Raw genomic sequence first — 20,387 nt, 5'->3', positions numbered from 1 at the left:
AAATATCAGGGATGAAGATTCTATGATTCCTCATATATGAGTCGCGTTGGGGGGCTTTGAAGGTGGGTAACAGCCAGAGATAATTTATCTCTGGCTGCTTATCGCTGACTTTAATTATAAACGACCGTGGCAATGCTTATATTTTTTGCCTGAACCACATGGGCAAGGATCGTTACGACCAACTTTACGGGAACCGCTTACCATTTGTGCTTCGGCTTCTGACATCAAAGCGCCTTGCTCAACTTCATGGCTTAAGTGCTGCTGACTTGCCAGACGCTCCGCTTCTGCACGGCGCTGCTGTTCAAGCGCCTCCACTTCTTCCGGCATTCTGACCTGAACTTTGCCCAACGTGCTGATAACTTCATATTTCAGTGATTCCAGCATGTTGGCAAACATAGCGAAAGATTCACGCTTATATTCCTGCTTTGGATCTTTCTGCGCATAACCACGCAGGTGGATGCCCTGACGCAGATAATCCATTGCTGCCAGATGCTCCTTCCACAATGTATCCAACGTTTGCAGCATGATGCCTTTTTCAAAGTTACGCATCATTTCTTCACCGACGATTTCTTCTTTCTGCTTATAAACTTCTATCGCCTTTTCAAGAATACGCTCTCGCAATGTTTCTTCATGGAGTTCAGGCTCTTTATCCAACCACTCTTTAATTGGCAAATGCAGATCAAAATCATTGACCAAACGCTCTTCCAAGCCCGGAATATCCCACATTTCTTCCAGAGATTGTGGCGGGATATACGCATCAATGGTCACTTTGAAAACGTCTTCACGGATGCTGGAGATGGTTTCGCTGACATCGCTCACATCAAGCAGGTCATTACGTTGTGCATATATCGCCCGGCGCTGGTCATTGGCAACATCATCATATTCCAGCAATTGTTTACGGATGTCGAAGTTACGGCTTTCAACTTTACGCTGTGCATTAGCAATGGCTTTGGTGACCCATGGGTGCTCAATCGCTTCACCCGGTTGCATTCCCAACTTGCGCATCATTCCTGTTACACGCTCTGAAGCAAAGATACGCATCAGGGAATCTTCCATTGAGAGGTAGAAGCGTGAAGAACCCGCATCCCCCTGACGGCCTGCACGACCACGCAACTGGTTATCGATACGGCGTGATTCGTGACGCTCTGTACCTATAATATGCAAACCACCGGCTGCCAGCACGGCATCATGACGTTCCTGCCATGCCGCTTTAATTTGCTCGATTTGTTCTTCTGTCGGCTCGTCCAACTTAGCAATTTCTGCCTGCCAGCTTCCACCCAGTACGATATCCGTACCACGCCCGGCCATGTTGGTTGCTATAGTAACAGTACCCGCCTGACCAGCCTGTGCAATGATATCAGCTTCCATTGCGTGGAATTTCGCGTTCAGAACATTATGCGCAATATCCGCTTTGGTCAGGGCATTAGAAATCACTTCTGATTTCTCAATCGAGATAGTTCCCACTAACACTGGCTGGTTGTTATTAACGCGCTCTTTGATATCTTCAATAATCGCATCAATTTTTTCCGCTTCCGTCATGTAAACCAGATCAGGTAAGTCCTGACGGATCATAGGGCGGTTAGTTGGAACGACAATGGTATCCAGTTTATAAATAGAACTGAATTCAAATGCTTCCGTGTCAGCCGTACCGGTCATACCTGCCAGTTTTTCATACAGACGGAAGTAGTTCTGGAATGTGATAGAAGCCAGTGTCTGGTTTTCGTTCTGGATCTCAACGTGCTCTTTGGCTTCCACTGCCTGATGCAAACCATCAGACCAGCGACGCCCCTGCATGGTACGCCCGGTGTGCTCATCAACAATAATGACTTCACCATCTTTAACGATATAGTCGACATCGCGGGTAAACAAGACATGTGCCCGCAATGCAGCAGTCACATGGTGCATCAGCATAATATTGGATGGAGAATAAAGGGATTCACCCTCATCCATCACTTTAGCATTCACCAACAGCTCTTCAATCAGCACCAGACCCCGTTCGGTCAGGTTAACCTGACGTGTTTTTTCATCAACGGAGAAATGCCCTTCGCCCTGAAAAGTGTCTGAATCTTCTTGTTCCTGGCGGATTAATTGAGGGATCAGTTTATCGACTTTGATATAAAGCTCAGAACTGTCTTCTGCCGGGCCGGAAATAATCAGTGGGGTACGCGCTTCATCGATCAGAATGGAGTCAACTTCATCCACCAGTGCATAATGCAGTTTGCGTTGTACCCGCTCTTCCGGACTGAATGCCATGTTGTCACGCAGGTAATCAAAACCGTATTCGTTATTGGTACCATAAGTAATATCGGCAGCGTAAGCAGCACGCTTTGCGGGTGCTGGCATGTTTGGTAAGTTAATACCAACGCTCAGCCCCAAAAATTCAAACAACGGGCGATTGTTTTCAGCATCACGTTGTGCCAGATAATCGTTCACGGTTACAACATGGACACCACGTCCACTCAGTGCGTTCAAATAAGCTGGCAATGTTGCGGTCAGGGTTTTGCCTTCACCTGTACGCATCTCTGCAATACAGCGCTCATTCAGTACCATACCACCCAGTAACTGCACATCGAAGTGGCGCATACCAAACACACGTTTACTGGCTTCACGTACTGTAGCAAAGGCTTCTGGCAGAATTTTTTCCAGTGATTCGCCTTCTTTTAGGCGAGCACGGAATTGCTCTGTTTTAGCTTTTAATTCTTCATCAGACAGCTTTTCAAAATCAGGTTCCATACGGTTGATCACATCAACCGATTTACGCAAACGACGTAGGGTACGATCGTTACGGCTACCAAAAATCTTAGTAAGTAATTTAATCAACATAGTTAATACATCTCAAATGAGGCCATAATTACAGCCAATCAATTGTGTCTTTTATATCCATTATTATTCAAATTGCTGCCAGGCAACTTGAAGTCGATTTGGGTATATGACTCGAATTTAGTTACTGTCTTATTATCAGAAATCAGACAGATACATTACAATAAAGATTGATGGTCAACCGCTGGCCCGGCTCGGATACCCTGAATTTGAGCAACCCAAAGTGCCGGTGTATGGACATCCGGAGAAATTACTGCCACAGTCCCAGCACTGACCGCAGATTCAAATCGGGTCGGTGCCTGTATCAGCATGGCATGCAGTGTATCCAGCATGATCTGTTGCATAAAAGGTACTGCAACTCGGATACTTTCTTTTGCTTCTTCATATCTGACAGGCTCAGAAATAGAAAAAGCAAAAGAAAGTTGCCGAATAACATTACGAACGGCGTGTTGTTGCCAATAATTTAAGTAATTGGACGGTTGGCGTTGAGCGTTTTGTAACTGAAACAAATGCTCAAATGATGAAAGTGCCCGATTTTGGTTTCTCTGGGCAGATGAGGTATTTGTATGTGGCAGGCTTTCCGCGGCTCCGGCAAGAATAGGAGGCACACCAATTCCTGTAGCAACCATGCTCAGTAAAAGGTGAGGCCAAAAATAACGCCTGCCAAATTGTCGCCAAAGATTTAGAATACTCATGAAACCTTCATTAATAAATACTGGAACCGCCTTTATTATGCGAGATAGCCGCCCACAATCACTGGACTTGTTATTGTTTGAAAATCAGCCAGAAAATGCGGCAGCTGCCGGAAAAAGCCCGCTTCAGGCCATTCAACGACATGCCATTGCATTACTGAAACTCAACCGGGCTGTTCTTAGCCTGCTTCCGGGACAAGTACGCCCTTGGTGCAGGGTCGCAAATTATCGTAAACATATTTTGGTGCTGGAAACAGGTAATGCCAGCTGGAAAACCAGACTTTACTATGAAATTCCCGTTTTACTCTCCGCATTAAGAAGTGAAATTCTACCATCTTTATCTTCTATCGACATCAGGATTAATCCATCATTAATGGTTAAAAGTCATAATAATGAACAGAGTGTCGAAAAAATATCAGAAAGAAAACTTAATAATGATAGTCAGAGCTTGCCAACTCGCCAATTAAGCCATGAAAGTGCAGAAACATTAATAGCATTGGCCGAACGTAGCCCTGAAAAATTGAAAAGAAGGTTGGAGCGATTGGCTGCGCTGGCCGGAGAGAGTACCAGAACAGCCAAGATGAAACGTTAGCGCTGAATAAAAAACATCAGCGAGAGGAGCGTTATAGATAACATAACCCACTGATGAATCATAAGAATATTCTCAATACATGATTTATCAATAACAGTTGTATTAATAATCGACTGTCTTAATAATCGACTGTATTAATATGCCAACACTGTTGATGGTGCGCGGAAAGCCAGTGGCATTTCAGCTTCATCTTCAAATGTGACAAACTCCCAAGCACTTTCCTGCGCTAAAACTGCCTGTAACAGTTTATTATTCAATGCATGACCTGATTTAAACGCAGTAAATGCGCCAATAATGTTATAACCACACATAAACAGGTCACCGATAGCATCCAACATTTTATGTCGGACAAACTCATCTTCAAAGCGCAGGCCATCTTCATTGAGTACGCGGTAATCATCTACCACGATCGCACAATCAAAGCTGCCGCCTAAGCACAGGCCCTGAGATTGCAGGTACTCAATGTCACGCATAAATCCAAAAGTACGCGCACGACTAATCTGGCGAACAAAAGAATCTGCTGAAAAATCCAGACTATAACGCTGAGTGCTGGAATCAATCGCCGGATGTTTAAAGTCAATGGTGAAATCCAGACTAAAACCGTGATATGGCGCCAGTTCAGCCCATTTATCACCCTCTTCCACGCGAACTGTATCTTTCATACGTACGAATTTTTTCGCAACGTTCAGCTCTTCAATACCTGCATCCAATAACAGGAAGACAAACGGGCTGGCGCTACCATCCATAATCGGGATTTCTGGCGCGTCAACATCAATAACAATATTATCGATACCCAAACCTGCCAATGCTGCATTCAGATGCTCAACGGTTGAAATTCGCACATTTTGTTCATTCACCAGACAAGTGCAGAGCATAGTATCACGCACGGATTTGGCATCAGCCGGGAAATCTACCGGAGGATTCAAGTCAGTACGACGATAGATGACCCCGGTGTTAGCCGGCGCGGGACGCATTGTTAATGTGACTTTTTTACCGGTATGTAAACCGACACCTGTCGCCTGAACAATACGCTTTAATGTCCTTTGTTTGATCATCGTTTATCTCTCGCAATATTACTAATCCTGCCAATCACTATAAAATATGATTGGCAGAATATTTTAACACAAAAAGCGGAGAAGCCAATTTTTTAGCTATTAGTCAGCCTGCTTGCGCAAAAATGCCGGAATATCTAGATAATCAGGTTCTTTACTTGTCTGTGCATTTTGGTCATTAACTACTTTTGCAGCTGGTTTATTTTCATCAGCTAATGATGACATTCCACCAGGTATTTGCTGATAGCGGCGATCCAATGTATTTGGCTGAGATGCCTTGTTATTAGTCACCAGTGTAATTTCAGGACGTTTATCCATCCCAATACCCGTGGCAACCACAGTGACACGCAGCTCATCATTCATATCCGGATCCAGTGACGTACCGATAACCACCGTTGCGTTGTCTGAAGCAAATGCACGGATAGTATTACCCACGGTTTCAAATTCATCCAGACGCAGATCAAAGCCCGCTGTAATGTTGACCAGTACACCACGCGCTCCGGACAGGTCGATATCTTCCAGCAATGGGCTGGAAATAGCCATTTCAGCCGCCTCTTCCGCACGGTCTTCACCTTGCGCAATACCAGAGCCCATCATGGCATAACCCATTTCGGACATCACAGTACGAACGTCAGCGAAGTCAACATTCATCAAGCCGGGACGAGTAATCAGTTCAGCGATACCCTGAACCGCACCTTTCAGCACGTCATTGGCTGCACCAAATGCATCCAACAGAGAGATGCCACGACCCAGCACTTTCAGCAATTTGTCGTTTGGAATAGTGATCAGTGAGTCCACATGTTTGGACAGCTCAGTGATCCCCTGCTCCGCGAAGGCCATACGTTTTTTGCCTTCAAAATTAAATGGCTTGGTGACAACAGCAACGGTCAGAATTCCAAGCTCTTTAGCAATTTCAGCCACAACGGGAGCAGCACCAGTTCCTGTGCCGCCACCCATACCGGCAGCGATAAATACCATATCGGCCCCTTCCAGTGCCGTACGCAGCGATTCGCGGTCTTCTTCCGCCGCTGTACGTCCGACCTCAGGGTTCGCACCAGCGCCCAATCCTTTTGTAATGCCGTTGCCAATCTGGATGGTCTGACCGACAGCTGTTTTACGCAATGCCTGAGCATCAGTGTTAACCGCAAAGAAGTCTACACCTTCAATACGCTCACGCACCATATGCTCAACAGCATTACCGCCGCCACCGCCAACGCCGATGACTTTAATCACCGCGTCATTGGTTAATTCCAGTGGTTCAAACATAATTTCTCTCCGTTTTGTGCCTTTATGTCGAGGCCGACATCATTTTCACGGCCTCTGTATAAAAAATCAAAATTCTTTTCTCAGCCAGCTACTGACTTTTTTGAACCAGCCGCTTACTGAAGTTCTTTTATCAGCATCAGAATCACCGCCAAGGTGGGATTCTTTGCCATAATGCAGAAGCCCGACTGCTGTTGAGTAGCAAGGCTCCTGCACGTAATCTGTCAGGCCGGTAATGTTCAGGGGACGTCCAATACGTACCTGAGTATGGAATACTCTTTGAGCACACTCAGCCAATCCATCTATCTGAGCACCCCCACCTGTTAAAACAATCCCCGCGGCCAGATGATGTTTAACCCCCTGCTGACGCAATTGTTCCTGCAAGCGTAAAATTTCATCATTGACTAAATTCAGCAGTTCGGTATAACGTGGCTCAATAACCTCAGCCAGAGTCTGGCGTTGCAAACTGCGGGGAGGGCGTCCTCCCACACTCGGAACTTCAACGCTTTCATCTTTGCTGACTATCGAGCCCAGTGCGCAACCGTGGCGTACTTTGATGGTTTCAGCATCACTCGGCGGTGTACCAAATGCATAGGCAATATCACTGGTAACAACATTTCCTGCATATGGGATCACTTTGGTATGACGCAATGCACCGCCGGTATATACCGCGATATCCATCGTTCCGCCGCCGATATCAACGACACATACCCCTAATTCACGCTCATCTTCTGTCAAAACAGCATAACTTGCCGCTAATCCTGCAAAAATAAGCTGGTCAACTTTCAGCCCACAACGCTCAACAGCTTTTACAATATTTTTTGCCATGTCGTTATGGCAGGTAATCAAATGCACTTTCGCCTGCATACGCACACCGGAAAGCCCGACCGGGTTTTTGATACCTTCCTGATAATCGATAGCGTATTCCTGTGGGATCACATGCAAAATACGGTGCTCATCGCGAACACGAACCGATTTGGCTGTATGGACAACACTGTCCACATCATCCTGTGTTACTTCTTCTTCTGAAATTGGCACCATGCCAATTTCGTTCTGGCAACTAATATGTTTGCCAGACAGCGCCAGATAAACTGAAGATATTTGGCAATCTGCCATTAATTCAGCCTGATCAATCGCCCGCTGAACGCATTTAACGACTGATTCAAGATCGTTGACGCCACCTTTATCCATGCCGCGGGATGGGCAATTCCCCACTCCGATAATATTAACCATACCATCGGGCAGAATTTCACCAACCAGGGCAGATACATTTGCTGTCCCGATTTCAAGGCCAACTACCAATTTTCTGTCCGTTGATTTGATCATCGTTGTTCTGCCTGTCTCTGTATTATTGCCGGTCACTATTTATTTTCTTGCCCGTTCATTGAAGCCGGTGCGTCAGTTAATAAAGGAGCCCAGCCAACCGCAGCACCACTGTCATAACGTAAGTCCACATAAGCCACACGTTTTTGCGTGTTTTTCTGCAACACAGGGTAAAGTTCAATAAAACGCTGAATGCGCCCTTCTTGATCTTTATTACCCAATTCCAGCCGGACATCATTATCCAGTACCAGTTGCCAGGAATTACGAGCCGTCATGATCACTGCTTTCAATTTCATTTTATGTGCAGCAAGCTGTTCAGCCATTGTGCGATATTCTGCCAATACGACTTTTTCTTTGCCTTCCGGGCCATAGAGCATCGAATAATGCCCTCCGGCGCTACGCTCAATAGGCAAACTGAATACTCTTCCTTCTTTATCCAGCATTTGCGTATCATTCCAACGCGCATAAGGAACGTATTCTACCAGATGAATTTTCAGTTCATCAGGCCATTGTTTACGTACAGTGACCTGACGAATCCATGGCAGCCGCTCTATCTGACCCTGAATGACATTGACATCCTGTGTCATAAATGTCTCTGGCGTGCCCAGTGACAGGATAGCCTGCCTGACATCATCATCCGTGGTGTAATGCCGCTGGCCTGTCAGCACCAGCTTTGAGAGTGGCAGCCGGTTTGAATCCTTCATCCACTCTAAGGTTACCCAGCCTCCCCATATGACAGTGCCAACCACCATCAGGAAGAAGAGAAACCCTGCCAGATAATAACCATTGCTGGGGCGGGAACTCCGAACTTCAATTTCCCGCGTATTCCGGGCTGCCTGTGACATATCAATCAGCCAGCTCCAGAATTCTCGCTACTAATTGTGAAAAACTTAATCCCGTCTGACGCGCAGCCTGAGGCACCAGACTATGACTTGTCATACCCGGAGAAGTGTTCACTTCCAGTAGATAGAAATTGCCATTTCCATCATCCATGATATCAACCCTTCCCCAACCACTGCATCCCACGATCTTGTAGGCTCTTAATGCGAGATCCGCCAACTCCTGCTCTTTTTCTGCGCTTAAACCACTCGGACAGAAATATTTAGTTTCGTTTGAGATATATTTCGCATCATAGTCATAAAATACTTCCGGTGCCTGAATGCGGATGGAGGGAAGAACTTCATCACCAAGAAATGCCACTGTATATTCCGGGCCGAACATCCATTTCTCAACCAAGACAATTTGGTCATATTGGAATGCCAGCTCCAGTGCTCCACGTAATTCGGAGTAGTCATTCACTTTAGTCATGCCAACACTGGAACCTTCCAGATTTGGCTTAACCATTAACGGCAGCCCTAATTCTTGAACATATTCTTTGATTTGAAAATCATTAACTTGTTCAAATTGATGGGAATTAAATACAACATAAGGGGAAACAGGCAGTTTTGCCCCCTGCCATAACTGCTTCGTGCGCAATTTATCCATTGATAAAGCGGATGCCATTACGCCGCTGCCGGTATAAGGGAGTTGCAAAAATTCCAGTACACCCTGTACTGTTCCATCTTCCCCACCACGTCCATGCAGGGCGATAAAGACTTTGCTGAACCCCTCTTCCTTGAGTTTAGTCACATCAAAGTATTTTGTATCGACTGAATGTGCATTAATACCTGCTTCCTTCAACCCAGCTACAACAGCCTGCCCGGATTGCAGTGAAACTTCACGTTCAGCAGAAGTCCCTCCCAACAAGACAGCGACCTTATCAGCCATGATGCTCCCCTTCATTAAAAGACGGCTGTAATTTTGTTTCAGCCAAATTGCGCGCTATTTTACCGATATTACCGGCACCCTGTACTAATACTAAGTCGTTGTTTTCCATTATTTGTGACAGCATGACCGAAATTTGCTCCGGTTCTGACACCAAAATCGGGTCTAACTTCCCTCGGCTGCGAATAGTACGGCATAAAGAACGGCTGTCCGCACCCGGTATCGGCGTTTCCCCGGCAGAATAAACATCCAGCATTAACAGAACATCCACTTGATTCAATACATTGGCAAAGTCATCGTACAAATCACGCGTTCGGGTATAACGGTGAGGCTGGAATACCATAACGATACGTTTATCTGGCCAGCCAGCCCGCGCAGCCTTAACTGTCGCATCAACTTCAGTCGGGTGATGACCATAATCATCAACCAACATGACACTGCCTTCTTTGTTGTTAATATTCCTGAGAGAAAAATCACCCAAGAAATCAAAACGGCGTCCGGTTCCCTGAAATTCAGCCAGCGATGCCAGAATCGCAGCATCATCAATACCTTCTTCCGTCGCGACAGCCACAGCAGCTGTCGCATTCAGTGCGTTATGTTTTCCCGGAGCATTCAGGACAACATGAAGTTCAGGTAAATCTTCACGGCTGATGGTAAAGAAGCCCTGCGCACCCTTCTGTTCATAATGGGTAATGTGAACATCAGCCTCTTTGCTGAAGCCATAAGTCGTCACATAACGACCGATACGGGGAATTAACTCTTTCACAACCGGGTCATCAATACACATCACGGCCCGACCATAAAATGGCAAATTATACAGGAAGTTTACAAAAGTCTGCTTCAGGTTTTCAAAGTCTCCCTGATAGGTATCCATATGGTCGGGTTCAATATTGGTTACCACTGCCATCATGGGTTGCAAGTGCAGGAAAGACGCATCGCTTTCATCCGCTTCAGCGATCAGGTAACGGCTGGAGCCAAGACGAGCATGAGTGCCCGCAGCTTTGACCAGCCCACCATTGACAAAGGTAGGATCAAGACCAGCCTGAGCATAGATACCTGCAATCATTGCTGTCGTCGTCGTTTTGCCATGTGTTCCCGCAACCGCGATTCCATGTCGGTAGCGCATCAGCTCTGCCAGCATCTCTGCACGACGGATAACCGGAATACGAGCTTCACGGGCCGCAATAATTTCTGGGTTATCAGCAGGGATTGCTGTTGATGCAACAACCACACTGGCATTGCGTACATTTTCCGCGCGGTGATTAAAATAAATAGTTGCTCCCAGTTCAATCAGTTGCTGTGTCACCGGATTGGGAGCGAGATCAGAACCACTTATCTGATAACCTTCATTGGCCAACACCTCGGCGATCCCACCCATGCCAGCACCACCAATGCCAACAAAGTGGATATGCCTGACTTTTCTCATTTCAGGCACTGAAGCTCTTAATTTCGCCAACTGTTGTATATTCACGTTTTAATCTTCACTAGTTATGTTTACTTCTCCGCTCTGCCGGTATAGTTAAACCCACAAAACGGCCTGAATACTATTTTTTAGCGGCATCAACTAATGCCGCAGCCACTCGTTCAGTCGCATCAATAATGGCAACAGAACGGGCTTTTTCTGCCATTTCCTGCAATTGTGGACGCTGCCACTGTTTCAGTAATTCCACGACGGCATCGGCAGTAAATTGAGATTGCTCAAGTATTTTTGCTGCTCCTGCTTTTTCCAGTGGCAACGCATTCCAGTATTGCTGACGATCTTTATGCTGAAACGGTACAAAAATCGCAGGCAAACCCGCCGCTGAAATCTCACTGACGGTCAATGCACCGGAGCGGCAAATAACGATATCAGCCCACGCGTAAGCCTGTGCCATATCATCAATAAACTCAGTCACCCTGAAATCAACAGCAGCTGAATCAGCATATTTTTTCTGTGTTTCTGCCTGAGCGCCTTTTCCCGCCTGATGCCATACAGAGATGCTGTCTCCCAGACGGGAAGCGGCTTCTGGCATTGTCTGGTTCAGAACCCTTGCGCCCTGACTACCACCAACAATCAGAATACGCACAGGCCCTTGTCTGTCTGCAAGGCGCTGTGCCGGTGCAGGTAATGCCAACACATCTTTACGAACCGGGTTACCGACTACCGGGGCATCAGGAAATGCTCCCGGAAAAGCCTGCAAAACAGTTTTTGCAATTTTAGCCAGCCAGCGATTAGTTAACCCTGCGATACCATTCTGCTCATGAAGAACGACCGGAACACCACACAACCATGCTGCAATACCGCCCGGCCCTGAGACGTATCCACCCATTCCCAGCACAACGTCCGGCTGATAGCGTCGGATAATCACTTTTGCCTGCCGGATAGCCTTAAAAATTCGGATAGGGGCAGCAAGTAGCGCTTTTATCCCTTTGCCTCGTAGCCCTGAAATCTGAATAAACTCGATCTCAATGCCATGTTTCGGAACTAAATCAGCCTCCATGCGATCAGCTGTTCCCAACCAGCGAATCTCCCAGCCCTGTTCTTGCAAATAATGGGCAACCGCCAGTCCCGGAAACACATGGCCTCCGGTTCCGCCCGCCATTACCATCAACCGCCGGTTTTTGCCACTCATTTAGGGCTCCTTACGAACGCCTGCGCTTTTGCCAGACGCACTTCATAATCAATTCGCAATAATAAAACGATGGCCGTTGACATCACGATCAAACTCGAACCACCATAACTTACAAGAGGCAATGTCAGTCCTTTCGTCGGTAACATTCCTGAAGCTGCACCCACATTGATGAATGCCTGAAAGCTGAACCAGAGACCAATGGCACAGGCCAGAAATCCTGCAAATCGCTGATCGAGTTGTAACGCACGGCGGCCAATCATCATTGCGCGGAAAGCGACGAAGAATACCATTGCCAATACTAAAACCACACCTAAATAACCTAATTCTTCTCCTAAAATGGAGAAAATAAAGTCAGTGTGCGCTTCCGGCAGATATTCCAGTTTCTGAACTGAATTCCCAAGCCCTTGCCCGAAAAAGTCTCCGCGACCAAATGCCATCAGGGACTGTGTCAGCTGATAGCCACTACCGAAAGGATCATCCCACGGATTCAGGAAAGAAGTTACCCTTCGCACACGGTATGGCTCTGCAATAATCAACACGATAACCGCAAAGATCCCGCAGCCAATGATGGCAAGAAACTGCCACAGCTTTGCCCCCGCCAGAAATAACAGAGCCAGCGTGGTTACAAACAGTACCACCACGGTACCCAAATCGGGTTGGGCCAGTAACAAGACAGCCAACGCAATCATGACTCCCATGGGTTTACAGAACCCCCAGAAGTTGTTTCTCACCTCTTCGACTTTTCTCACCAGATAATTGGAGAGGTAACAAAAGAGTGACAACTTCGACAGTTCCGCCGGCTGAATACGTAAAGGGCCAATGGCTACCCAGCGAGATGCACCATTCACCGAGCTACCCACAAACAGCACGACAACCAACATCATGATCGTCATTAATAACATAATGATGCTGTAACGCTGCCAGAACGCCATCGGAATACGCAGCGTAATCAGTGACAGGCCGAATGACAGCCCCAGATAAGTGGCATCGCGACTCGAAAAGATAAATGGATCCTGAGCAAGACGCTGACCGACTGGCATTGAAGCCGATGTCACCATCACAAAACCAATCGCCGCTAACCCAAGCACCATCCAGACCAGGGTACGATCATACATGACGATATCTGTGGAATCGTTTTCCACATTACCCGCCAGCCAATTTTTAAATTTACCAAGGCCCGGAATGATCATTAACCCAACTCCTCCGCCAAGCGGGAAAACTCATAACCCCGCTGTTCAAAACCACTAAACTGATCAAAGCTCGCACAGGCCGGTGACAATAAAACCATGTCTCCGCTAACCAATTTGGGCGTAATTTCCCGCATGGCCTGTTCCATCGTATCCGTCAGTCTGGAAATTTCCGGACGCAGCTGCGCCAGTTGATTTCCATCACGACCAAAACAATAAAGACGAATGTTATTTCCGGATAAATAAGGCCGAAGAGGTGTGAAATCTGCCTCTTTCCCGTCACCACCAACTAACAGGTAGAGTGTGCCTTCCAGTATCAGGCCATTCAGTGCTGCCTGAGTGCTGCCGACATTTGTTGCTTTCGAATCGTTAACCCAGCGAATACCGTTTCTCATATGGACGACCTGAAAACGGTGCGCCAGCCCCTGATAAGTACGCAGTGCCCGCAAACTGGCTTCACAGGGAATATCAACCGCATCGGCCAGTGCCAGCGCAGCAAGCCCGTTAGTGTAGTTATGCTGACCTGTCAGACACATCTCTCGTGTAGACAGGATGGACTGTTGATTGACAACGAATTGTTGTTGCTCACTGTCAAGCCAGTAATCACCACTTCCGACACCAAAACTGATACAACGGCTGTCTTTACCTGATACCGGCAGGGTCAAATCATCCTGCGCATTCACAATACATACTTTGGCCTGATCGTAGATACGCAGCTTGGCAGCGCGATATTGAGCCAGCCCTTCAGGGTAGCGAACCATATGATCTTCAGTGACATTCAGCACGGTCGCAGCGGCTGCCCGCAGGCTGTAAGTCGTCTCAAGCTGAAAACTCGAAAGCTCCAGAACATATAGCTGACACGGTTGTTTCAATAACTCCAGAGCAGGAATACCGATATTCCCTCCAACGCCAACCTGCCATCCGGCGGCTTTCGCCATTTCCCCCACCAGCGTGGTTACTGTACTTTTGCCATTTGAGCCGGTAATCGCCACAATCGGCGCTGTTGCCTCACGGCAGAACAATTCAATGTCGCCGACTATTTCAATGCCAGCATCAGCCGCAGCCTGTAGTTCAGGTGTTGCCAGCGCAATACCCGGGCTGGAGACGATTAAGTCAGCTTCCATCAGCCATTGTTTATTGAAGCTTCCGGTATGACATTCAACATTATCAGGCAGCTTGTCACTGCCCGGCGGTACGATACGGGTATCTATCACACGAGGAATCACGCCACGCGCCATGAAAAAGTCAACGCAGGAAAGGCCGGTTAACCCCAGCCCAACAATAACGACTTTTTTACCTTCGTATTTTGTCATGATCCGTTCAGTCATGATTAACGTACCTTCAATGTTGCCAGACCAATCAGTACCAGCATCAGGGAAATAATCCAAAAGCGTACAATGACGCGTGGCTCCGGCCAGCCTTTCAGCTCATAGTGGTGGTGAATAGGCGCCATACGGAAAATACGCTGCCCGCGTAACTTGAACGAGCCGACCTGCAAAATAACGGACAGTGTTTCCACAACAAACACCCCACCCATAATGACCAGCAAAAACTCCTGACGCAGCAATACCGCGATAGTCCCCAGCGCTCCGCCCAAAGCCAGTGAGCCAACATCGCCCATGAAAACCTGTGCCGGATAGGTGTTGAACCATAGAAAACCAAGCCCTGCCCCGACAATTGCGGTGCAGACAATCACTAATTCACCGGCATGACTCAAGTAAGGAATATGCAGATAATTGGCAAAATTGACGTTACCTGTCGCCCATGCCACTAATGCAAAACCGGCTGCCACCAGCACGGTTGGCATAATTGCCAGACCATCCAGACCATCGGTCAGGTTCACAGCATTACTGGTTCCGACAATCACGAAGTAAGTCAGCAAGATGTACAGCAGGCCAAGCTGCGGCATCACATCTTTGAAAAACGGCACAACCAATTGTGTCGCCGGCGTATCTTTACCAATGCTGTACATCGCAAATGCCACACCAAGGGCCAGTACGGACTGCCAGAAATATTTCCAGCGGGCAATCAATCCCTTAGTGTCTTTACGAACAACCTTCCGGTAGTCATCAACGAATCCAACGATGCCGTAACCCAGCAGGACAGCCAGCACACACCAGACATAAGGGTTATCCAGACGCGCCCATAACAGAACAGAAATAGTAATAGAGAACAGGATCAGCAACCCGCCCATCGTCGGGGTTCCGCGTTTGCTGAAATGAGATTCCGGCCCATCGTTACGCACAACCTGACCAATCTGTAACTTTTGCAGATAAGCAATCAGAGTCGGCCCCATCCACAATGCAATAGACAACGCAGTCAGCAAGCCGACAATCGCTCTGAACGTCAAATAGGAAAAGACGTTAAACCCTGTATGATACTTAACCAGATACTCGGCCAGCCAAACTAACATTGGAAGTTCTCCTTCAGTGAGTCCACTACCTCTTCCATTTTGGCGCTGCGTGAACCTTTAATTAATACAGAAATCGTTTCGTGTTGCTTCAATACAGGAAGCAGTGCTGCAACTAACTCGGCCTTGCTGGAAAAATGCTGCCCCCGACCACTTGCATCACTAATATGAGCACTTAAAGGCCCGACGCTAAGCAGTTGTTCAATGTCTGTCGATGCGATAGCTTCACCAACCTGACGGTGGCACTCAATCGCCTGCTCACCTAATTCCCCCATATCGCTGACAACCATCACGCGATAGCCGGGCATCCGGGCTAATACCTGTGCGGCTGCAATCATGGAACCGGGGTTAGCGTTATAAGTGTCATCCAGAACCACTTTTCCGGCAGCCAGAGGAACCGGGAATAATCGCCCCGGCACCGCTTTCAGCCCCAATAAACCCGTACGGATATCATCAAGAGAAGCACCAACGGAAATCGCCAGCGCACTGGCAGCTAACACATTGGCGATATTGTGTTTTCCGGGCAGAGGCAATGCGATTTCACAACTGCCGATGGGGGTATGCAGGCAGAAATGCGTTTCCAGCGGCTGCTCCTGAATATCTGTCACATAAAAATCGGCGTCTGCCGCAGGTGTAATGGAAAAACGCCATACCGTCTGCTTTTCACTGATGCTTTGTTGCCAATTATGCCAGTCATTGCTGTCCAGATTGATAATGGCGGTGCCTGTGGACGAAAGCCCTGCAAAAATTTCACCTTTTGCTTTGGCCACTCCCGCCAGCGAACCAAATCCTTCCAGATGGGCAGAAAACAGGTTATTAACCAGTGCACTTTCAGGCCGAACCATGTCAGTGGTATACGCAATTTCACCAATATGGTTAGCGCCCAATTCAATAACTGCAAACTGATGTTCCGGCGTGAGGCGGAAAAGGGTTAACGGTACACCGATATCGTTATTGAAGTTGCCGGCGGTATAAAGCGTATTACCACATTGACGTAAAATCGCAGCGGTCATCTCTTTCACGGAGGTTTTGCCGGAAGACCCTGTCAATGCAACAATGCGTGCATGGCTTTGCCTGCGAACCCAGCCCGCCAGTTTGCCCATCGCCAAACGGGTGTCTTCTACAACCACCTGAGGGCAATCAACTTCAAGAGGCCGCTCGACCAATAAAACAGCGGCACCCTGCTTCGCAACATCAGCCGCGAAGTTATGGGCATCAAAATTTTCCCCTTTTAACGCAATGAACAGATCGCCATGTGCTATTTTACGGCTATCCGTTGTCACCGCTTCAATACGGATAATAGCCGCCTGCTGCTCGGAAACGTGATGTAACGTTCCTTCGGTGACTTGTGCCAGCTGTTGTAGAGTCAATGAGATCATGCTGCCACCCCCAACAAACGCGCAACCGTCAGACGATCGGAATAATCCAGACGGCGGTTCCCCACCAATTGATAATCTTCATGACCTTTACCTGCGACCAATACAACATCGTCTTCTGCCGCCTGCATAATGGCACTGGTCACTGCTTCAACACGCCCATGAATCACCATCGCACGGCCCGGATCAATGAAACCTGTCAGAATATCCGCAACAATGGACTGAGGCTCTTCACTACGTGGATTGTCATCAGTAACAACCACCCGATCTGCCTCTTGTTCAGCAACGCCTCCCATTAATGGACGTTTACCTTTATCACGATCACCGCCACAACCGAATACACACCAGAGCTGCCCTTTGCAGTGCAGCCTTGCCGCTGCCAGCGCTTTTTCCAGTGCATCCGGTGTGTGGGCATAATCGACGACGACCGTAGGACGGCCTGAGGCTGAAAATACTTCCATTCGCCCACAAACCGGGATCAGACAAGATACCGTTGCCAGCAGTTTTTCTAACGGATATTCCAGTGATAATAGCGTTGCAAGAGCTAATAACAGGTTGCTGACATTAAAGGCTCCCATCAGAGGGCTTTCAATAGTTCCGCTTCCCCAGCTGGATGTGAAGGTAATAGACGCGCCTTTATCGTGGTAATGAATGTCTTTTGCCGATAACCACCGCCCCTGCCAGTTTTCCGGCAGGCGATTTTCCATCGTGACGGCAACGGTTTCAGATAACGCAGCAGCAGGTAAACGGGATAGCCACTTCAGACCGATGCCATCATCAGCATTAATAATTTTTTGTTTAACGTTATGCGTACTGAACAGCAGCCATTTGGCTTCTTCATAGCTTCCCATATCACCATGATAATCAAGGTGATCACGGCTTAAATTAGTAAAAACAGCGGCCTGATAGGGTAACGATGCTACACGGCTTTGTATTAAACCATGTGATGAAACTTCCATTGCCGCAAACGTTGCTTTCTGATTGACGAGTTGCTGTAAATCAAGCTGAATGTCAACGGCTGAACCTGTCGTGTTTTCAGTTGGAACCGTCATACCCAACAGACCATTTCCCACTGTTCCCATCACGGCACTGGTTTCTCCCAGCCCCTGACTCCACTGTGCCAACAATTGTGTTGTTGTTGTTTTACCGTTGGTTCCTGTGACGCCAACCAGCTTTAATTTGTTACCCGGGTGCTGATAAAATTCACCTGCCAATTTCGACAATTTATTATTCAAATCATCAAAATAGATAACCGGAACACCGTGCATTTCCTGAATGGTGCCGTTATCCGCTTTTCCCTCCGCTTCAGCGATCACCGCAGCGACCCCCTGAGCGATGGCTTGAGGAATGTATTTTCGACCATCTGTCTGATGCCCTTTAACCGCAACAAACAGATCTCCGGCAGCCGCTCTGCGGCTGTCCAATGTCATTTCTCGTAGCGGAAGCTCAGGGGCATTAATCCCCCAGAGAGCCAATAAATCGCGTAAATTACGATCTTCCACTTTTATCCTCTTTTTATTTATTCATCACAGATTAATTAGTTATCAACTACAAACTCTTTTTTATCGTCCGCAGGCAAAGCATCCGGTTCAACATTCATCGTACGGAGAACACCACTCATGATGGCCCCGAAGATAGGTGCTGAAACTGCACCGCCATAATATTTTCCTGCCTGTGGATCATCGATAATCACAACCAGTGCAAAACGTGGATTACTCGCAGGTGCAACACCTGCGGTATAGGAAATATATTTATTGACATATTTACCGTCCGGCCCGACTTTTTTAGCCGTACCGGTTTTAATCGCAATACGATAGCCTTTTATCGCCGCACGTACGCCACCACCACCGGGCAGTGCCACACTTTCCATCATGTGTACCACTGTGCGCATAATATGCTCAGGAAATACCCGGGTTCCCGGAACGGGGGGATCAACTTTGGTAATCGATAGTGGGCGATAAACCCCCAGACTACCTATCGTTGCATAGACTCGCGCTAACTGTAACGGTGTTACCATCAGCCCGTAGCCGAAAGAGAAGGTGGCCCTCTCAAGATCTGACCACCTTTGTCTATTTTTTGGAAATACGCCACTCTTTTCTCCGACCAACCCCAAATCGGTCGGTTTTCCCATCCCAAAGCGGTAATACACATCTACCAGCTCTGAGGCAGGCATCGCTAACGCCAGTTTAGAAACACCAACGTTACTCGACTTCTGTAAGATCCCTGTGATGGTTAATTCAGAACGAGGGGCAACGTCTTTAATTTCATGGCCTCTCGAACCATACATCAACCGATAGGGTCTGGTATCCAATACGGTATTTTCTTTGACGATCCCATTATTCAGCGCGCTCATCACAACCAGCGGTTTTATCGTGGAGCCGGGTTCAAACATGTCAGTAATAGCCCGGTTACGCATCGCATCTTTGGGAGTGCCAGCCAGATTATTCGGGTTATAGGACGGGCTGTTTGCCATCGCCAGAACTTCACCGGTATTAACATCCACTAATACGGCTGTACCGGATTCAGCCTTATTAAGTACAACGGCTTTGGTTAATTCCCGATAAACCAATGTCTGTAGACGTTCATCAATACTGAGGGCCAAATCATGGGCTGCCCTGCTGTCTACAGATGAAATATCCTCAATAACCCGCCCGTTACGATCCTTACGGACTGTCCGGCTACCCGGTTTACCCGTCAGCCAGCTATCGAAACTCTTTTCCACCCCTTCAATACCATTGCCATCAATATTGGTCACACCGATAATGTGTGCCGTCACCTGACCTGCCGGATAATAACGGCGGGATTCCTGACGCAGATAGATACCCGGAAGTTTCAGTTTTCCGACGTAATCGCCAATTGAGGTATTAACCTGACGGGCAAGATAAACAAATCGGCCTTTGGGGTATTCATTGATTTTACTGGTTAGTTGATCCAGGGGAATGGAGAGTGCATCCGCCAACGCTTGCCAGCGGGTATCATCCGTGATCCCACCTTTTTCAAAGACTTCTTTCGGATCCGCCCAGACGGCATCTACCGGTACACTGACAGCCAGCGGACGCCCATTGCGGTCGTTAATCATGCCACGAGAGGTCGGAATGGATTGGACACGCAAAGAGCGGGAATCCCCCTCTTTCACCAAACGGTCAGGGTTGATAATCTGCAAATAAGCCACTCGAATCAAAAGCCCGATTAAAGCAAGCGAAATGCCCCCGCAGAGCAAGACAAAACGCCACTTAACAAAACTGGCTTTATCTTCTTGTTTTTTCAACTTTAAAGAGCGTGCAGCTTTCATCGCC

Annotated in this window: 16 protein-coding genes; 1 reads left to right on the top strand and 15 read right to left on the bottom strand. The window is 47.7% G+C overall.

The features are described from left to right. Positions 1 to 114 precede the first annotated feature (114 nt). Both secA and secM read right to left on the bottom strand, forming a co-directional pair. Complete coding sequence (gene secA / locus AAC855_RS03590) at positions 115 to 2,823, bottom strand: preprotein translocase subunit SecA (protein WP_340608233.1); 2,709 nt, start codon at positions 2,821 to 2,823, stop codon at positions 115 to 117. A 155-nt stretch (positions 2,824 to 2,978) separates the two neighbouring features. Then, the gene (gene secM / locus AAC855_RS03585; RefSeq protein ID WP_340608232.1) at positions 2,979 to 3,515 is read right to left on the bottom strand and encodes a secA translation cis-regulator SecM; all 537 of its coding nucleotides are present in this window, start codon (positions 3,513 to 3,515) and stop codon (positions 2,979 to 2,981) included. 37 nt (positions 3,516 to 3,552) lie between these two features. On the opposite strand from secM, the gene AAC855_RS03580 reads away from it, so the two are divergent. Then, positions 3,553 to 4,104, top strand: coding sequence for a DUF721 domain-containing protein (locus tag AAC855_RS03580; protein WP_340608231.1), 552 nt, complete (start codon positions 3,553 to 3,555; stop codon positions 4,102 to 4,104). Between the two features lie 134 nt (positions 4,105 to 4,238). Here the strand turns inward: AAC855_RS03580 and lpxC are convergent, their stop codons facing one another. From lpxC to AAC855_RS03515, 13 genes are all read right to left on the bottom strand, one after another. Further along, positions 4,239 to 5,159 carry a UDP-3-O-acyl-N-acetylglucosamine deacetylase gene (gene lpxC / locus AAC855_RS03575; protein WP_099109904.1) on the bottom strand — a complete coding sequence of 307 codons (921 nt, stop codon included), beginning with the start codon at positions 5,157 to 5,159 and terminating at the stop codon, positions 4,239 to 4,241. Between the two features lie 99 nt (positions 5,160 to 5,258). Beyond that, a complete protein-coding gene (gene ftsZ / locus AAC855_RS03570) occupies positions 5,259 to 6,422 on the bottom strand; it encodes a cell division protein FtsZ (protein ID WP_340608230.1) in 1,164 nt (387 codons plus the stop codon). A gap of 66 nt (positions 6,423 to 6,488) precedes the next feature. After that, a complete protein-coding gene (gene ftsA / locus AAC855_RS03565) occupies positions 6,489 to 7,745 on the bottom strand; it encodes a cell division protein FtsA (RefSeq protein ID WP_086955564.1) in 1,257 nt (418 codons plus the stop codon). Between the two features lie 35 nt (positions 7,746 to 7,780). Beyond that, positions 7,781 to 8,587: a cell division protein FtsQ gene (ftsQ, locus tag AAC855_RS03560; protein WP_340608229.1), complete on the bottom strand. Its 807-nt coding sequence runs from the start codon at positions 8,585 to 8,587 to the stop codon at positions 7,781 to 7,783. A gap of 1 nt (position 8,588) precedes the next feature. After that, on the bottom strand, positions 8,589 to 9,509 hold the full coding sequence (locus AAC855_RS03555) for a D-alanine--D-alanine ligase (protein ID WP_340608228.1): 921 nt from the start codon (positions 9,507 to 9,509) through the stop codon (positions 8,589 to 8,591). Continuing rightward, positions 9,502 to 10,977, bottom strand: a complete 1,476-nt coding sequence (gene murC / locus AAC855_RS03550) for a UDP-N-acetylmuramate--L-alanine ligase (protein ID WP_340608227.1) — start codon at positions 10,975 to 10,977, stop codon at positions 9,502 to 9,504. The genes AAC855_RS03555 and murC overlap by 8 nt, the downstream gene beginning before the upstream one ends. 73 nt (positions 10,978 to 11,050) lie before the next feature. Beyond that, positions 11,051 to 12,118: an undecaprenyldiphospho-muramoylpentapeptide beta-N-acetylglucosaminyltransferase gene (murG, locus tag AAC855_RS03545; RefSeq protein ID WP_340608226.1), complete on the bottom strand. Its 1,068-nt coding sequence runs from the start codon at positions 12,116 to 12,118 to the stop codon at positions 11,051 to 11,053. Next, positions 12,115 to 13,308: a cell division protein FtsW gene (gene ftsW / locus AAC855_RS03540; protein ID WP_340608225.1), complete on the bottom strand. Its 1,194-nt coding sequence runs from the start codon at positions 13,306 to 13,308 to the stop codon at positions 12,115 to 12,117. Before ftsW ends, murG begins: the two co-directional genes overlap by 4 nt. Further along, complete coding sequence (gene murD, locus AAC855_RS03535) at positions 13,308 to 14,618, bottom strand: UDP-N-acetylmuramoyl-L-alanine--D-glutamate ligase (RefSeq protein WP_340608275.1); 1,311 nt, start codon at positions 14,616 to 14,618, stop codon at positions 13,308 to 13,310. Before murD ends, ftsW begins: the two co-directional genes overlap by 1 nt. 17 nt (positions 14,619 to 14,635) lie before the next feature. Further along, positions 14,636 to 15,718: a phospho-N-acetylmuramoyl-pentapeptide-transferase gene (gene mraY, locus AAC855_RS03530; protein ID WP_099122653.1), complete on the bottom strand. Its 1,083-nt coding sequence runs from the start codon at positions 15,716 to 15,718 to the stop codon at positions 14,636 to 14,638. Next, a complete protein-coding gene (murF, locus tag AAC855_RS03525; RefSeq protein WP_340608224.1) occupies positions 15,712 to 17,094 on the bottom strand; it encodes a UDP-N-acetylmuramoyl-tripeptide--D-alanyl-D-alanine ligase in 1,383 nt (460 codons plus the stop codon). Before murF ends, mraY begins: the two co-directional genes overlap by 7 nt. Beyond that, the gene (gene murE, locus AAC855_RS03520) at positions 17,091 to 18,593 is read right to left on the bottom strand and encodes a UDP-N-acetylmuramoyl-L-alanyl-D-glutamate--2,6-diaminopimelate ligase (protein WP_340608223.1); all 1,503 of its coding nucleotides are present in this window, start codon (positions 18,591 to 18,593) and stop codon (positions 17,091 to 17,093) included. Before murE ends, murF begins: the two co-directional genes overlap by 4 nt. Positions 18,594 to 18,628: 35 nt before the next feature. Continuing rightward, on the bottom strand, positions 18,629 to 20,383 hold the full coding sequence (locus AAC855_RS03515) for a peptidoglycan glycosyltransferase FtsI (protein ID WP_099109914.1): 1,755 nt from the start codon (positions 20,381 to 20,383) through the stop codon (positions 18,629 to 18,631). Positions 20,384 to 20,387 lie beyond the last annotated feature (4 nt).

Origin of the sequence: Xenorhabdus bharatensis (assembly GCF_037996705.1) — a bacterium.
In the GTDB taxonomy this organism is placed as follows: Bacteria; Pseudomonadota; Gammaproteobacteria; order Enterobacterales; family Enterobacteriaceae; genus Xenorhabdus; species Xenorhabdus bharatensis.
Note: the sequence above shows the minus strand (reverse complement) of the source record. Positions and strands in the feature narration are given on the sequence as shown.

What these genes read in the sequence shown, in the direction of transcription:
- secA (WP_340608233.1), bottom strand. Translation starts at nt 2,823, where the DNA reads ATGTTGATTAAATTACTTACTAAGATTTTTGGTAGCCGTAACGATCGT.
- secM (WP_340608232.1), bottom strand. Translation starts at nt 3,515, where the DNA reads ATGAGTATTCTAAATCTTTGGCGACAATTTGGCAGGCGTTATTTTTGG.
- AAC855_RS03580 (WP_340608231.1), top strand. Translation starts at nt 3,553, where the DNA reads ATGCGAGATAGCCGCCCACAATCACTGGACTTGTTATTGTTTGAAAAT.
- lpxC (WP_099109904.1), bottom strand. Translation starts at nt 5,159, where the DNA reads ATGATCAAACAAAGGACATTAAAGCGTATTGTTCAGGCGACAGGTGTC.
- ftsZ (WP_340608230.1), bottom strand. Translation starts at nt 6,422, where the DNA reads ATGTTTGAACCACTGGAATTAACCAATGACGCGGTGATTAAAGTCATC.
- ftsA (WP_086955564.1), bottom strand. Translation starts at nt 7,745, where the DNA reads ATGATCAAATCAACGGACAGAAAATTGGTAGTTGGCCTTGAAATCGGG.
- ftsQ (WP_340608229.1), bottom strand. Translation starts at nt 8,587, where the DNA reads ATGTCACAGGCAGCCCGGAATACGCGGGAAATTGAAGTTCGGAGTTCC.
- AAC855_RS03555 (WP_340608228.1), bottom strand. Translation starts at nt 9,509, where the DNA reads ATGGCTGATAAGGTCGCTGTCTTGTTGGGAGGGACTTCTGCTGAACGT.
- murG (WP_340608226.1), bottom strand. Translation starts at nt 12,118, where the DNA reads ATGAGTGGCAAAAACCGGCGGTTGATGGTAATGGCGGGCGGAACCGGA.
- ftsW (WP_340608225.1), bottom strand. Translation starts at nt 13,308, where the DNA reads ATGATCATTCCGGGCCTTGGTAAATTTAAAAATTGGCTGGCGGGTAAT.
- murD (WP_340608275.1), bottom strand. Translation starts at nt 14,618, where the DNA reads ATGACAAAATACGAAGGTAAAAAAGTCGTTATTGTTGGGCTGGGGTTA.
- mraY (WP_099122653.1), bottom strand. Translation starts at nt 15,718, where the DNA reads ATGTTAGTTTGGCTGGCCGAGTATCTGGTTAAGTATCATACAGGGTTT.
- murF (WP_340608224.1), bottom strand. Translation starts at nt 17,094, where the DNA reads ATGATCTCATTGACTCTACAACAGCTGGCACAAGTCACCGAAGGAACG.
- AAC855_RS03515 (WP_099109914.1), bottom strand. Translation starts at nt 20,383, where the DNA reads ATGAAAGCTGCACGCTCTTTAAAGTTGAAAAAACAAGAAGATAAAGCC.